Origin of the sequence: Terrabacter sp. MAHUQ-38 (genome assembly GCF_014518425.1) — a bacterium.
Lineage (GTDB): Bacteria > Actinomycetota > Actinomycetes > Actinomycetales > Dermatophilaceae > Terrabacter.
Map to the genome: position 1 here is coordinate 183,512 of NZ_JACVCU010000001.1, position 14,406 is coordinate 197,917.

Annotated in this window: 13 protein-coding genes; 12 read left to right on the forward strand and 1 reads right to left on the reverse strand. The window is 70.8% G+C overall.

Annotation, left to right across the window (positions count from 1 at the left end; translation table 11 throughout):
• Position 1: 1 nt before the first annotated feature.
• The 8 genes from H9I49_RS00910 to H9I49_RS00945 all read left to right on the forward strand — a co-directional run bounded on the left by H9I49_RS00910 (position 2) and on the right by H9I49_RS00945 (position 7,749).
• Complete coding sequence (locus H9I49_RS00910; RefSeq protein WP_188028398.1) at positions 2–1,489, forward strand: sodium:solute symporter; 1,488 nt, start codon at positions 2–4, stop codon at positions 1,487–1,489.
• Between the two features lie 89 nt (positions 1,490–1,578).
• Positions 1,579–2,151: a sigma-70 family RNA polymerase sigma factor gene (locus H9I49_RS00915; protein ID WP_223128216.1), complete on the forward strand. Its 573-nt coding sequence runs from the start codon at positions 1,579–1,581 to the stop codon at positions 2,149–2,151.
• Positions 2,148–2,423 carry a hypothetical protein gene (locus tag H9I49_RS00920; protein WP_188028400.1) on the forward strand — a complete coding sequence of 92 codons (276 nt, stop codon included), beginning with the start codon at positions 2,148–2,150 and terminating at the stop codon, positions 2,421–2,423. Before H9I49_RS00915 ends, H9I49_RS00920 begins: the two co-directional genes overlap by 4 nt.
• Before the next feature lie 223 nt (positions 2,424–2,646).
• Entirely contained in the window at positions 2,647–3,180 is a 534-nt protein-coding gene (locus H9I49_RS00925) for a RidA family protein (RefSeq protein ID WP_188028401.1), read from the forward strand.
• A 38-nt stretch (positions 3,181–3,218) separates the two neighbouring features.
• A complete protein-coding gene (locus tag H9I49_RS00930) occupies positions 3,219–4,646 on the forward strand; it encodes an aminotransferase class V-fold PLP-dependent enzyme (protein ID WP_188028402.1) in 1,428 nt (475 codons plus the stop codon).
• Positions 4,647–4,708: 62 nt separating this feature from the next.
• Positions 4,709–6,949: a carbon starvation CstA family protein gene (locus H9I49_RS00935; RefSeq protein ID WP_188028403.1), complete on the forward strand. Its 2,241-nt coding sequence runs from the start codon at positions 4,709–4,711 to the stop codon at positions 6,947–6,949.
• 7 nt (positions 6,950–6,956) lie between these two features.
• On the forward strand, positions 6,957–7,178 hold the full coding sequence (locus H9I49_RS23570; protein ID WP_370587377.1) for a YbdD/YjiX family protein: 222 nt from the start codon (positions 6,957–6,959) through the stop codon (positions 7,176–7,178).
• Between the two features lie 136 nt (positions 7,179–7,314).
• Positions 7,315–7,749: a VOC family protein gene (locus H9I49_RS00945; RefSeq protein WP_188028405.1), complete on the forward strand. Its 435-nt coding sequence runs from the start codon at positions 7,315–7,317 to the stop codon at positions 7,747–7,749.
• 36 nt (positions 7,750–7,785) lie between these two features.
• Here the strand turns inward: H9I49_RS00945 and H9I49_RS00950 are convergent, their stop codons facing one another.
• A complete protein-coding gene (locus tag H9I49_RS00950; RefSeq protein WP_188029551.1) occupies positions 7,786–8,154 on the reverse strand; it encodes a GntR family transcriptional regulator in 369 nt (122 codons plus the stop codon).
• Between the two features lie 136 nt (positions 8,155–8,290).
• Between H9I49_RS00950 and H9I49_RS00955 the strand changes: the two genes are divergently transcribed.
• The 4 genes from H9I49_RS00955 to cydC are packed head-to-tail and all read left to right on the forward strand — an operon-like array spanning position 8,291 to position 14,404.
• A complete protein-coding gene (locus H9I49_RS00955) occupies positions 8,291–9,769 on the forward strand; it encodes a cytochrome ubiquinol oxidase subunit I (protein ID WP_188028406.1) in 1,479 nt (492 codons plus the stop codon).
• Between the two features lie 16 nt (positions 9,770–9,785).
• Positions 9,786–10,835 (forward strand): cytochrome d ubiquinol oxidase subunit II, encoded by a 1,050-nt coding sequence (cydB, locus tag H9I49_RS00960; RefSeq protein WP_188028407.1) that lies wholly within the window; start codon positions 9,786–9,788, stop codon positions 10,833–10,835.
• Between the two features lie 18 nt (positions 10,836–10,853).
• Positions 10,854–12,608, forward strand: coding sequence for a thiol reductant ABC exporter subunit CydD (cydD, locus tag H9I49_RS00965; protein WP_188028408.1), 1,755 nt, complete (start codon positions 10,854–10,856; stop codon positions 12,606–12,608).
• Entirely contained in the window at positions 12,605–14,404 is a 1,800-nt protein-coding gene (cydC, locus tag H9I49_RS00970) for a thiol reductant ABC exporter subunit CydC (protein ID WP_188028409.1), read from the forward strand. The genes cydD and cydC overlap by 4 nt, the downstream gene beginning before the upstream one ends.
• Positions 14,405–14,406 lie beyond the last annotated feature (2 nt).

Sequence of the window (14,406 nt, forward strand, 5' to 3'; positions counted from 1 at the left end):
CATGCGGTACGGGACCGCACTCGCGGGAGGAGTCGTCGTCGCGGCGGCCTCGTTCGTCGCGGTGGCCCGCCCCCGTCGGAAGGCGGCGGCGCCCGGCAGGTTCACGACCGACCTCGACGGTTGGGCGCTCGCCGGTCGGACCAACGGCGGGCTGATCCTGTGGTGCGTCCTCGGCGGGACGATCTTCACGGCATACACGTTCCTGGCGGTTCCGGGCGTCGTCCACAGCTCCGGGGGAGTCGGCTTCTACGCTCTCGCGTACACGACGATCGTCTTCCCGCTGGCCCTGCTCGTCCTTCCGCGTCTGACCGGCATCGCTCGCCGGCACGGCTACGTCAGCGGCGCCGACCTCATCCGCGGCTCGTACCGCTCACCGGGCCTTGCCCTCGCCGTGGCGCTCACCGGCATCCTCGCGACGATGCCCTACATCGCCCTGCAGCTCGTGGGCCTCCGGGCCGTCCTGGCCGCGCTGGGCCTCGAGCTGCACGGTCTCGGCAGCGACCTGGCGCTCGTCGCCATCTTCGCCGTCCTCGCGTTGTCGACGTACCGGCACGGACTGGCCGCCCCGACCCCGGTCGCCGTCCTCAAGGCCGTCCTGGTCATCGTCGCCGCGGCGACGCTCGTCGTCCTCGTCTCCCGGCAGCACTCGTGGTCCACCATGACCGCGTCGGCACAGGCGGCGCTCCAAGACCGCAGCCTGATGCTCTGGCCGCCTCCGGAGCACGGGCTGGCCTACGCCAGCCTGGCCGTCGGGTCGGCGCTCGCGCTGTTCGCGTTCCCGCACGTCCTCATGGTCGCCCTGTCCGCTCGCAGCGAGCGCACGGTGGCCGCGACGCTCCCCGCGATGCTCGGGTGGACGCTCCTGCTCGGCGTCTTCGCCGTCATGGGTGTCGTCGCCGCCGCGGTCGGCATCGAGGTGCCCTCGGGGCGCTCGGACCTCGCCATCCCCTTGCTCATCGAGCAGCTCGCCAGCCCGTGGCTCGCGGGCCTGCTGCTCGGGGTCGTCGCCGTGGCCGCCCTCGTACCTGCTGCGGTCATGTCGATCGGGGTGGCGACCCTCTTCGCCCGCAACGTCTACGTCGAGTACATCAACCGTGGCGCGAGCAGCGCGCACGAGGTGAAGGTGGCGCGGCTCATGTCGCTGCTCGTCAAGCTCGGCGCCCTCGGCTTCGCACTCGGGTTCCAGAACCAGAGCGCCATCCACCTCCACCTGCTCGGCGCCGCCTGGGTGCTGCAGACGCTGCCGCCCCTGCTGCTCGCCCTGGCTCCGCGCCGCCCCGGACGCACGGCCCTGCTGTCGGGCTGGGCCGTCGGCATGGTGAGCAGCACGGCGATGGTCACCCTCGGCGGCTTCTCGCCGACGGTGGACGTCCCCGGCGCCGGACCGGTGTATGCCGGTGTCGCGGCACTCGTTCTCAACCTCGTCACGATGTGGGCGGTCGAGACCGGCGGACGCGTCCTCTGGTCCGGGAACCGGGTGCGCCCATGAACCTGCGACCGGCGACCCGTGCGGGGCGGACCTCGCGCCCGGCACCTTCGGCTCCCCCGGCTTCCTCAGGTCCTGCAGCGCCCGGAGGCGTGGTCCCGGCAGACCATGTCGACCTGCGTGACATCGACCGGGAGGCCGCGATGGCCGCCCTCTTCGACACGCACCACCTGCAGCTGACGCGCCTCGCGCTGCTGCTCGGAGCAGGACACGACGCGGAGGACCTGGTGTCCGAGGCCTTCTGCGAGCTGCATCGCCGCTGGAGCCGGCTGCGCGACCCCAACTCGGCACCCGCATACCTGCGCAGCACCGTGACCAACCTCGCCCGTATGCGGATCCGCAAGCTCGAGGTGCGCCGACGGCATGCGCACACCGAGGCGGGCGACCTCGAGCGTGCCACCGCGGAGTCCGCGGAGAGCGTCGCGCTGCTCAAGGACGACCAACAGCGTGTCATCGACGCGCTCCAGACGCTGTCCACCCGTCAACGCGAGACTCTTGTCCTACGCTATTGGCTGGGCCTGAAGGAGACCGAGATCGCGGACGCGCTCGGCATCAGCACCGGAGCCGTCAAGTCACACGTCTTCCGTGGGATGGGCGCACTGACGGCCCTGTTGGAGCCGCAGTCGGAGGATTGGTCGAGAGAGCGGGCGGAGGGACAGCCATGACGGACCAGTCGATGGACGAACGCCTGACCGAGTCCCTGCGCGCCTTCGCCTCACAGACCACCGCCTCGCCGGACGCGTACGCCCGCACGAAGCAGGAGTGGCAGCGCCGTGACCGTCGCCGGCGTCTCGTCATGGTCGCCGTCGCCGGCGTGCTCATCGCCGCAGCCGACGTGGTCGGCCTGTGGGCGCTGCACGCCAGCGAGCAGTCGACGACCCCCTCACCGTCGTCGACGACAACGCCTGCCGTGAGCCGGGTCGTCATACTCCCCTAGCGCGTCCCGACCACGCCTTCGGGTCAAGGACGCAGCCACCCCGCGAGGCCCCTCCGAGCGCACCCAGCTCGGCGGCGTTCGACACCCTCCGGTGAATTTACCTGCCAGTCAAAGGCGTTCGTGTAAACCTTCTGCTCGACGTGCGCAACCTCCAAGTGACCCCGACGTCGCAGTCGCGCGGCGCGGCGGTCATCAGACCCAGTCGTCCGAGAGCAGAGGACCCATGTCGCCCCACTCGAGCACGCCCACCAGCCGCCTCCCCCGCACGCTGACCGCCGCCCTCGCCGCCGGGCTCGCCGGGGCCGCCTTCGCCTGGGGGACCCAGACCGGCGTGGCCGGTCCGAGCGAGCCCCCCGCGTCCGCCGAGCCGACCCGACAGCACCGCGTGATCACCTCCCCCGACGCCCCCGCCGCGATCGGCCCGTACTCGCAGGCCATCGCCGCAGGCAACCAGCTGTACCTGTCCGGTCAGCTGCCCATCGACCCGGCGACGGGCCAGATCCCGGCCGGATCGCGCATCGAGGACCAGACCCGGCAGGTGCTGAAGAACCTTTCGGCCGTGCTTGAGGCCAACGAGATGACGCTGTCCCACGTCGTGAGCACCACCGTCTACCTCTCCGACCTCGACGACTTCGCGGCGTTCAACGCGGCCTACGCGGAGTTCTTCCCGCTGGCTCCCCCCGCACGGGCGACGATCGAGGTGGCGCGAGTGCCCCGGGACGCCAAGGTCGAGATCGCCGCCATCGCCATCCGCTGACTGTCCGCTGGAATCCATTGAAACCAAAGGAGACACCCGTGACCAACGTCCTGAACACCTCGCACGCGTCCCGACGCGGCATCCTTCGACTGATGGGGGCCGGCACCTTCACAGCCGCCACCACCGGCCTCGGACTGCTCGGGCCCGCCCCCGCGTCCGCTGCTTCTGCCACGTCGGTCGGGGCCGCCCGTGGCGCCGCCTCGATGCCCCTCGCCGACGACCCCACCTTCTGGCAGCAGGTCGAGCGGCAGTTCGTGCTCGACCGGAAGGTGCTGTTCATGAACGTCGGCACCGTCGGCTCTCCGCCGAGGTCGGTGCTGCAGACCCTCGAGGACACCAACCTGCGGGTCGCCGTCGCCGCCGAGTCGGGCTACAGCTCGTTCGACGACGTGCGCACCCTGGCGGCATCCGGGCTGGGCTGCGACCTGGACGAGATGGCGATCACCCACAACACCAGCGACGGCATGGCCAAGGTCCTCGCCGGCCTCGAGCTCGTCGAGGGCGACGAGATCCTCACGACGAACCACGAGCACTCGGGCGGCAACTCGCCGATGCAGCAGATCCGCGACCGCAAGGGCGTCGTCCTGCGCCGGGTCGCGCTGCCCGTCGGAAACGCGCAGCGCGCCGAGGACTACGTCGAGCTCTTCCGGCAGGCCATCACGCCGCGGACCAAGGTCATGCTCTTCTCGGCGCCCACGTACAAGACCGGCACCATGCTCCCGATCCGGATGCTCGTCGACCTCGCCCAGGAGCACGGCCTCGTGACCGTCGTCGACGGCGCCCACGTCCCAGGAATGATGAACTACTCGATGCACGACCTCGGGGTCGACTTCTTCGCAGGCTCGGCCGCCAAGTGGCAGTGCGGTCCCGGCGGGACGGGCGTGCTCTACGTTCGCAACAAGGTCGACGCGCGCTACAACCCGAACCCCTTGCCCACGTTCTGGCCCACCATCACGAGCAGCTACCCCGACGCCGGCCTACCACCGCGGACGACCAACGCGACCGCGTCCTACGACATGGGTCGCTACCTCACGTCGGTCGGCAACGGCAGCATCGCGCTTCAGGCCGGCGTCAAGCAGGTCATGACGATGTGGGACACCATCGGCCGTCAGCGCATCGAGGACCACGTCCTCGGCCTGTCCGCGCACCTCAAGGCGCTCATCGCCGAGCGGTGGGGCGTCGAGCGTCTCTACTCGCCGAAGGACGACCCGCGACTCGTCTGCGCACTGACGTCGTTCAACCCGTTCGCCAACGCCGCGGACGTCACCAACCAGGCCAAGTCCGTCGAGTTCGTCGCCCGGATGAAGTCCGAGCACTCCATCGTCATCCGCAACGTCGACTTCCCCGTCATCGGCGCGAGCAGCTCGCACTGGGCGGTTCGGGTGTCGACGCACCTGTTCCACCAGCACGACGACGTCGAGCGTGTCGTCGACGCGATGTGGAAGCTCTCCCGCGCAATGGCCTGAACCCCTGGCTGTCATCCCCGACCAGCCACCCCTCCACCGACACAACCCATGAGGAACGCCCAATGAGCACAACGCTGCCCGACCAGCACTCGCGGCCCCCGGCCGCGGTCGACCCAGTAGTCGTCGACGAGCACGACCGGCGATGGACCCCGCAGAAGATCGTCGGCTGGAGCGCCGTCGCCGTGCTCGGCGCGGTCGCGTGGTCGATGATCGCGATCTTCCGCGGGGAGACGATCAACGCGGTCTGGTTCGTCTTCGCGGCCGTCTGCACCTACCTCATCGCCTTCCGGTTCTACGCGAAGTACATCGAGCGACACGTCGCCAAGCCGGACGACACCCGGGCAACGCCTGCCGAGTCCAAGGACAACGGCAGGGACTTCATGCCGACGGACCGCCGGGTGCTGTTCGGCCACCACTTCGCCGCCATCGCCGGCGCCGGGCCCCTCGTGGGCCCGGTGCTGGCCGCCCAGATGGGCTACCTGCCCGGCACCCTCTGGATCATCGTCGGCGTCGTCCTCGCGGGCGCCGTGCAGGACTACCTCGTCATGTTCTTCTCGATGCGTCGCGGCGGTCGCTCCCTCGGGCAGATGGCTCGCGAGGAGCTCGGCGTCATCGGCGGAACGGCTGCCCTCATCGCCACGCTCACCATCATGATCATCATCACGGCGATCCTCGCACTCGTCGTCGTCAACGCACTCGGCGAATCCGCTTGGGGCGTCTATTCCGTCGGCCTCACCCTGCCCATCGCCCTCTTCATGGGCGTGTACCTGCGGTTCATCCGCCCGGGCAAGGTCATGGAGGTCTCGGTCATCGGCTTCGCCCTGCTGATGTTCGCCATCATCTCCGGACGCTGGGTGGCCGAGTCTGCGTGGGGCGCCTCGTTCTTCCACCTCGACCGCACGAGCATCGCGTGGATGATCATCATCTACGGCTTCATCGCGGCGGTGCTGCCCGTCTGGCTCCTGCTCGCACCGCGTGACTACCTGTCGACCTTCATGAAGATCGGCGTCATCCTGCTGCTCGCCGTGGGGATCATCGTGGTCCAGCCGACCATCCACGTCCCCGCCATCTCGGAGTTCGCCAGCCGCGACAACGGACCCGTCGTGCCCGGCTCGCTCTTCCCGTTCCTGTTCGTCACGATCGCGTGCGGCGCCTTGTCCGGCTTCCACGCGCTCATCTCGTCGGGCACGACGCCCAAGCTCGTCGAGAAGGAGCGCCAGACCCGCTTCCTCGGCTACGGCGGCATGCTCATGGAGTCGTTCGTCGCGATCATGGCGCTCGTCGCCGCGATCAGCATCGACCGTGGGATCTACTTCGCCATGAACGCCTCGGCCGCCGCGACCGGCGGCACGGTCGAGGGTGCCGTGGCGTTCGTCAACTCGCTCGGGCTCACCGGCGTGCACCTGACTCCGGACGCGCTGACGACCCTGGCGCACAACGTCGGTGAGGAGTCGGTGGTCTCACGCACGGGCGGGGCGCCGACGCTGGCCGTCGGTATCGCAACGGTCCTGCACCAGTGGTTCGGGGGCACCGCGCTGATGGGCTTCTGGTACCACTTCGCGATCATGTTCGAGGCGCTCTTCATCCTCACCGCCGTCGACGCCGGCACGCGCGTTGCCCGGTTCATGCTCCAGGACACCGTCGGCAACTTCATCCCACGGTTCAAGGACACGTCGTGGACCCTCGGCGCCTGGATCTGCACCGCCGTCATGGTCGCCGGGTGGGGCTACATCCTCGTTCTCGGTGTCACGGACCCTCTCGGTGGGATCAACACGTTCTTCCCGCTCTTCGGCATCGCGAACCAGCTGCTCGCGGTCATCGCACTCTCCGTCGTCATGGCCATCGTGGCGCGGCGCGGGAACTTCCGGCACCTGTGGGTGGTCGTGCTGCCCCTGGGCTTCGCCGCCGTCGTCACCGTGACCGCTTCGATGTACAAGATCTTCTCCCCGGTGCCCGCAGTCGGCTACTGGGCCCAGAACGAGGCGTTCCGCACCGCGCTGGCGGAGGGAAAGACGAGCTTCGGCACGGCCAAGTCGGTCGAGGCCATGGAAGCGGTGGTGCGCAACACGACGGTGCAGGGCACCCTCTCGGTCGTCTTCGTCGTCCTCACGCTGGTCGTGCTCGTGGCGGCGATCGTCACCAGCGTCAGGGCTGCTCGTGGACACCTCGGCGTCGACACCGAGGACCGCCGCGTGGAGTCTCGGATCTTCGCCCCTGCCGGTCTCATCGCGACGCCGGCCGAGCGCGAGCTGCAGGCCGAGTGGGACGAGATCGCCCCGCGCATGCCGTCCGGGCGCCACTGACGTGGCGGTGACCGACCCGTCCGCCGTGTCGAGGATCGCCTCAGCCGGCGTACGTGGTGTCCGGGGCGCAGCGGCATACCTCCGCGCCGTCATGGGGGCCGACGCCTACGACCGGTACCGCGCGCACCTGGCACGGCATCACCCCGGCGCCCGGCCACTCGGGGAACGCGAGTTCTGGCGCGAGCACCTGGACTGGCAGGACCGTCACCCGCAGGGTCGCTGCTGCTGACCTGACCGGGGGGTGGCCGACGGAGCACGTCGGCCACCCCCGCGGCGCGCCAGATCTTCACGTGGCCGTGCGGCTACCCAAGGAGGATGACCCGAGCACCGCGGCGCGGGCTGGGTCGCGCCTCTATGGTGGGGCGATGACGTCGGTCAAGCAGGTCCAAGTCACCTTCGACTGCGCAGCACCCGAGCGCGTCGGTCGTTTCTGGTGCGAGGTTTTGGGGTACGTCGTGCCGCCGCCGCCCGAGGGGTTTGCCACATGGGACGCATTCGACCGCTCGCTGCCGGCCGAGCGTCAGGGCTCAGCGTTCGCCTGCATGGATCCTGAAGGTGTGGGCCCGCGACTGTTCTTCCAGCGCGTTCCCGAAGGCAAGGTCGTCAAGAACCGCGTGCATCTTGACGTGCGGGTCGGCACCGGGCTCGTGGGTGAGGAGCGCGTCGCGGCACTCGAGGCCGAGTGCGCACGGCTGGTCGCGCTCGGCGCGACACGCGTGCGACTGCTTCCTGCCGATGGCTTCGACGAGTCGTGCCTCGTGATGCAGGACGTCGAGGGCAACGAGTTCTGTCTCGACTGAGGGCCGCGAACCCGAACACGCCGTCGGACCTCGCGGTCACCGCCCGCGCAGCGCCGATCGCACGAGGTCGATGGCCGCGGCGTCGTCGATCCCTGCGTCCCGGGCCGCCACGGCGAACTTCGCGGCGAGGGCTGCCACGGCGACGTCGGCCGTGTGCTCGCCGGATGCGACGACCGTGCCCGCGCGGCGGCGGGTCTCGACCAGGCCGCTCGCCTCGAGCTCCTTGAACGCCCGGGCCACCGTGTTGACGGCGAGGCCGAGGTCGGCCGCCAGCGCGCGCACGGTCGGGAGCCGGTCACCCGGCAGCAGGTGCCCGGAGGTGATGAGCCCGGCCAGCTGGGCGCGTACCTGCTCGAAAGGCGCCTCGTGCGAGTGCGCGTCGACGGTGATCGGCAGGTCGGCCATCCCGCGATTGACCCACCCGGCCGACGCGCTGTCAACGGGGCGCGCGAAAGGCACCGGCACCGCGGTTCGCGTCATCCACTACACGCTGTAGTATCTACTACGACATGTAGTTCAACTGACCCCTCGGGGAGCCTCCATGGATGCAACGGACCTGGCGAGGTGGCAGTTCGCCATCACGACCGTCTACCACTACCTCTTCGTGCCCATCACGATCGGCATGTCCGCCATCGTCGCCGTCTTCCACACCGCCTGGGTGCGCACCCGCGACGAGCAGTGGCTGAGGCTCGCCAAGTTCTTCGGCAAGCTCTTCCTCATCAACTTCTCCCTCGGGCTCGTCACGGGCATCGTGCAGGAGTTCCAGTTCGGGATGAACTGGAGCGACTACTCGCGCTTCGTCGGTGACGTCTTCGGCGCCCCGCTGGCGATCGAGGCGCTGCTCGCGTTCTTCCTCGAGTCGACCTTCCTCGGCCTCTGGATCTTCGGCTGGGGCCGCATCCCCGAGAAGCTCCACGCCGCGACGATGTGGGTCGTCCACATCGGGACGGTTCTCTCGGCGTACTTCATCCTCGCCGCGAACTCCTTCATGCAGCACCCCGTCGGCTACACCTACGACCGAGCCACGGGACGCGCCGAGCTCACCGACTTCATCGCCGTCCTGACGAACAAGGTCCAGCTCGTCACCTTCCCGCACGTCGTGCTCGCGGCGTACATGACGGGTGCCGCGGTGGTCATGGGCGTGTCGCTGTGGCTCATGCGCCGCGAGGCGCAGCGGGCCGACGATGACGCGCGGCCCGTGGAGCGCACGGACGCGCCGATGTACCGACGGGCCGCGAGGATCGGCGCGCTCGTCACGCTGGTCGCCGCGATCGGCGTGGCCGGGACCGGGGACGTGCAGGGCAAGATCATGACCGAGGTGCAGCCCATGAAGATGGCGGCGGCCGAGGCGCTGTACGACTCAGTGCCCGCCGGTGAGGGAGCACCGTTCTCCGTGTTGACGATCGGCTCGCTCGACGGTTCGCACGCGAACGCGCTCATCGAGATCCCGGGGCTGCTCAGCTTCCTCGCCACGGGCGACGTCGACGGCGCCGTCCAGGGCATCAACGACCTCAAGGCGGCCTACGCAGAGACCTACGGCGCGAGCGGCAACCCCCTCGTCGCCGACCCCCGCACGGCCTACGTCCCCAACATCCCCACCACGTACTGGACCTTCCGTCTCATGGTCGGGCTGGGCATGGCGGGCGCCGCGGTCTCCCTCGCCGTCCTGTGGTGGACGCGGCGGCGACGCACGCCGTCGTCGCGGTGGCTTGCGTATGCCGCCGTGGCCACTCCGTTCCTCCCGCTCTTCGCCAACAGCTTCGGCTGGATCTTCACCGAGGTCGGTCGCCAGCCCTGGGTGGTCTTCGGCCTCATGACGACGGCCTCCGGCGTGTCACCCGGCGTCTCGATCGCCGAGGTGATCACCTCGATGACCGTCTTCACGCTGCTCTACGGCGCACTGGCCGTCGTCGAGGTCAAGCTCTTCCTGCACTACGTGCGCAAGGGCGCCGAGCCCTTCGAGCAGCCGCAGGAGCCCGCCGACCGGGACGAGGACGCACCCCTCGTCTTCGCCTACTGAAAAGGATTGCGCCGCAATGGATCTCGCGACCTTCTGGTTCATCGTCCTCGGCGTCCTGTGGACGGGCTACTTCGTCCTCGAGGGCTTCGACTTCGGCGTCGGCATGTTGCTCCCGGTGCTCGGCGGCCGGCGCCGCGCGGCCGACCGCGCCGACGCGGAGAAGCGCCGGCGCGTCCTGCTCAACACGATCGGTCCCGTCTGGGACGGCAACGAGGTGTGGGTGCTGACCGCCGGAGGTGCGACCTTCGCAGCCTTCCCCGACTGGTACGCGACGCTGTTCAGCGGCTTCTACCTTCCGCTGCTCGTCATCCTCGTCGCACTCATCGTGCGCAACCTCGGCTTCGAGTACCGCCACAAGCGCCCCGAAGCACAGTGGAAGGCGCGCTGGGACCTCGCGATCTTCTGGGGGTCGGTCGTGCCGGCATTCCTGTGGGGCGTCGCACTGACGAACATCGTGCGTGGCGTGCCGATCGACGCCGACAAGGAGTTCACCGGCAACGTCCTGACCCTGCTCAACCCGGCCGGCCTCCTCGGTGGCCTCGTCTTCCTCACGCTCTTCCTCACGCACGGCGCGATCTTCGTGGCGCTCAAGACCGACGGGCAGATCCGTCACGAGGCCCGTCTCATCGCCCAGCGCGTGGGCGCGGTCGCGGCCGTGCTCGCGGTCGTGCTGCTCGTCTGGATCGGGCTCGCCGACGGCAAGCCCGCCTCCTGGGCCACGACCGGCGTCGCCGCCGTCGCCCTCCTCGGGGGACTCGCCGCCAACCGGGCGGGACGCGAGGGCTGGGCCTTCCTCGGCACCGCCGTCACCATCGCGATGGCCGTCGCGACGTACTTCCTCACCATGTTCCCCGACGTCATGCCGAGCTCGACCAACCCGGCCTGGAGTCTGACGGTCGACAATGCGTCGAGCACCGACTACACCCTCAAGGTGATGACGGTCGTCGCGCTCGTCTTCACCCCGATCGTCGTGATCTACCAAGGCTGGACGTACTGGGTCTTCCGGAAGCGCCTGGGCACCCACCACATTCCCGAAGATGCTCCGCTCGAGCCTGCGTCGCGCTGACGTCGGACCGGTGACCCGATGAAGCCCTTCGACCCGCGGATCCTCCGGGTGGCGCCAGCCGCCCGGAGGCCGCTCGCCGTTCTCGTCGCCACCGGTGTGGCTGGCGGAGTCGCCACGATCGCAACGGCGTTCGCACTGTCGGCCGTCGTCGTCGCGGTGGTCCGAGGCACCGACCTCGGCGCCCCGCTGGCCTGGCTCGTTGGCCTCTTCGCGGTCCGCGCCGCCATCGCGGCCACGACGGAGTGGGTGGCCGCCTGGGCCGGGGTCAGCGTCTCGTCGGCACTCCGGGCGGCCTTGCTGCGCCGGTGGGGCTCGGTCGACGCCGACTCGCGCCTCGAGCCCGGGGCGGCCGTGTCCCTCGCGACGTCGGGCACCGCGGCCGTCGAGCCGTATGCCGCCCGTTACCTCCCCACGCTCGCGCACGCGGCCGTCGTGCCGGCTCTCGCCGTCGGCACGCTTGTGTTCGTCGACTGGCCCAGCGCACTCGTCGTCGTTCTGACCCTGCCCCTGCTGCCGCTCTTCGCCGCGCTCATCGGCCGCGCCACCCAGGACTCGACCGAGCGCCGGTGGGCCGCCCTCGCGAAGCTGTCGGGCCACTTCCTCGACGTCGTCCGAGGCCTGCCGACCCTCGTCACCTACGGCCGCGCCGGTCGCCAGGTCGACACCGTGCGCGAGGTCAGCGAGCGCCACCGGCGGGCCACCATGGCGACGCTGCGGATCGCGTTCCTGTCGTCGGCCGCGCTCGAGCTGCTCGCCACCATCTCGGTCGCGATCGTGGCCGTCACTGTCGGCCTGCGGCTGTCACACGGGTCGATGGACCTCGGTCCCGCGCTCCTCGCCATCCTGCTCGCGCCCGAGGCCTACTGGCCGGTGCGCCGGGTCGGAGCGGAGTACCACGCCGCGGCCGACGGGGCCGTTGCCCTCGACGCGGTCCTCGCCCAGCTCGAGCTCTCCGCGCCGTCGTCCCCGCCCTCGACCCCGACCCCGACCCCGAGCCCACCGAACGCCGCGTTCGACGGCGAACGCGCTGGTAGAACACTGAGTTCGCGACCGGACGCCGCGTTCGGCGAGGAGGGTTGGGGGCGTGCCGCCGCGGTGCGGGTCAGCGGGGTCACCTACGCGTATGCCGGGTCGTCCGTTCCCGTGCTCCGTGACCTCGACCTCGTGGCCGGGCCCGGTCTCACGGTCGTCACCGGGCCGTCCGGCATCGGCAAGTCGACGCTGCTCGACCTGCTCGCCGGGCTGCGGCGCCCCACCGAAGGCTCGGTCGCCGCCCCGCCCGCGCACTACGTCACGCAGCGGCCGTTCCTCGCGACCGGGTCGGTCCGGGACGCCCTCACCATCGGCCATCCCGCCACGGACGAACAGCTCTGGGCCGCGCTGCGCGCGGTCGAGGTCGACGGCGTCGTCGCCCGGCTCCCCGGCGGACTCTCTGCCGACCTCGGGGACGACGGCTTCGGGCTCTCGGCGGGGCAGCGACAGCGGCTCGCTCTCGCCCGCGCCTGGCTCGCACCCGAGACCGTGCTGCTCCTCGACGAGCCGACCGCCCACCTCGACCCCGAGGGAGCCGAGCACGTCGCCGCGTTCATCGCCGAGCTCGCCGAGCGCCGCGTCGTCATCGCGGTGACCCACCGGGATGAGCTGCTCGCCCACGCCGACAGGCACGTCGTGCTCACGGCGTCCGACTCGCTGGCCCCTGTGCTCCAGGCCGGCGCGGGGACCGCCAGCCACGCGGGACAACCGCCAACCGGCGGACAGGGGGCCAGGCAATGAGCGACACGACCTCCGTCGCGGTGGGCGCCGGCCCCGCCCGGCTCGCGGCCCGATCCCGGACCACGGCCCGCACCCGCCGGGTCTGGTGGCCCTCGGCCGGCACCGTCCGCGGTGGCCTGCTCGGTGGCGTCGCCACGGCATCCGGCATGGCCCTGACGGCCACGTCCGGGTGGCTCATCGTCCGGGCGTCCGAGCGACCCGTCATCCTGACCCTGCTGACCGCGATCGTGGCGGTCCGGGCCTTCGGCATGGCGCGCCCGGTCTTCCGCTACTGGGAGCGCCTGACGAGCCACGACGCGGCCCTTGCCCTGCTCGCCCAGCAACGGACCGTTGCCTACGGGGCACTCGTCCCGCTCACGCCGGCGCGACTCGGAAGACGTCGGCGCTCCGACGTGCTGACCGGAGTCGTCGACGACCTCACCGACGTCGTCGACGCGCAGGTGCGGGTGGCCGTGCCGGTCATCTCGACCGCCGTCGCCGGAGGCTTCGCGATCGCCCTGACGATGGCCCTCGCGCTCCCCGTCGGCCTTGTCGTGCTCACGCTCGGGATCGTCGTCTGCCTCGTCAGCGCACTGGCCGCCCGGCTCGAGTCCCGTTCGCTGGCAAGCCTGCTCGCTGCCCGCGCCGAGGTGACCAGGGTCAGCGAGCTCATGGCGAGCCAGGCGGACGAGCTGCGTGCCGTCGGCGGCTGGGCGACGGCGCTCGGCTGGCTCGGCGAGGCCCACGCGACCCTGGACCGCGCGACCCGTCGGGTCGCGGTCGGACGGGCCACTGCGTCCTCGCTCTTCCTCGTCGCGGTCGGCGCTGCCGTCGCCGTGACCGCCGTTGTCTCCCAGGACCTCGCGGTGCCGACGCCGGTCAAGGCGCTGCTCGTCCTCACGCCCGTCGCGGTCTCGGAGGCCGTCACCCCGCTCGTCGACGCCATGCGGGCGCTGGCCCGGGCTCGTTGCAGCGAACGGCGCCTCCACGACCTGCTCGACCTGACGCCCGCTGTCGCCGGTGCGGCCGACCCGGACCGCGAGGGAAGCGGGACCACCCAAGACGGCCACACGGCATACAGCGGCGTCGACGTCGAGGCGCGGAGGCTCACGGCGAGCTGGACCGGCGCACGCGCCGACCTCGACCCGACCGACCTCGACGTGCCCGCCGGCAGCAGCGTCGTGGTGACCGGCCCCAACGGCAGCGGCAAGTCGACCCTGCTCGCGGTCCTCGCCCGGCACCTCGACCCGACATCCGGCACGTACCGGCTGGCCGACGCCGATGCGCTGGACCAACCTGTGGCACAGACGCGCTCGCGCATCGCGATCGTCGACGACGACACGCACGTGTTCGCCACCAGCGTGCGCAACAACCTCACCCTGGCGCGTCCCGACGCCGATGACGACGCGGTCGAGCACGCCCTCACTGCGGCCGGGCTCGGCCCGCTCGTCGCGGCCCTGCCCGACGGCCTCGACACGACTCTCGGCTCGACCGGGCGCGGGTTGTCAGGAGGCGAACGCGCTCGCCTCGGGATCGCCCGGGCGCACCTCAGCGCCCGCCCGCTCGTGCTCCTCGACGAGCCCGTCGCCCACCTCGACCCACCGACGGCGCGTGCCGTCCTCGAGGACCTCACGAGTGCGGCCACCGGCACCGACGGCCCGGACCGGACGATCATCATGGTGACCCACCGCGACGACGGGGCCGACCTGTTCGACCGTGTCGTCGAGGTGCGGCGCCGGCCATCGGCCACGATGGCACCCACCGCGGACGCCGAGCCGGACGGCCGCACGTACGACGCCGACCACTCCGGTCGGTAGAT

Excerpts from the sequence above, each read along its gene's own strand:
- cydC (WP_188028409.1), top strand. The coding sequence starts at position 12,605 with ATGAGCGACACGACCTCCGTCGCGGTGGGCGCCGGCCCCGCCCGGCTC.
- H9I49_RS00910 (WP_188028398.1), top strand. The coding sequence starts at position 2 with ATGCGGTACGGGACCGCACTCGCGGGAGGAGTCGTCGTCGCGGCGGCC.
- H9I49_RS00945 (WP_188028405.1), top strand. The coding sequence starts at position 7,315 with ATGACGTCGGTCAAGCAGGTCCAAGTCACCTTCGACTGCGCAGCACCC.
- cydB (WP_188028407.1), top strand. The coding sequence starts at position 9,786 with ATGGATCTCGCGACCTTCTGGTTCATCGTCCTCGGCGTCCTGTGGACG.
- H9I49_RS00935 (WP_188028403.1), top strand. The coding sequence starts at position 4,709 with ATGAGCACAACGCTGCCCGACCAGCACTCGCGGCCCCCGGCCGCGGTC.
- H9I49_RS00925 (WP_188028401.1), top strand. The coding sequence starts at position 2,647 with ATGTCGCCCCACTCGAGCACGCCCACCAGCCGCCTCCCCCGCACGCTG.
- H9I49_RS00950 (WP_188029551.1), bottom strand. The coding sequence starts at position 8,154 with ATGGCCGACCTGCCGATCACCGTCGACGCGCACTCGCACGAGGCGCCT.
- cydD (WP_188028408.1), top strand. The coding sequence starts at position 10,854 with ATGAAGCCCTTCGACCCGCGGATCCTCCGGGTGGCGCCAGCCGCCCGG.
- H9I49_RS00955 (WP_188028406.1), top strand. The coding sequence starts at position 8,291 with ATGGATGCAACGGACCTGGCGAGGTGGCAGTTCGCCATCACGACCGTC.
- H9I49_RS00920 (WP_188028400.1), top strand. The coding sequence starts at position 2,148 with ATGACGGACCAGTCGATGGACGAACGCCTGACCGAGTCCCTGCGCGCC.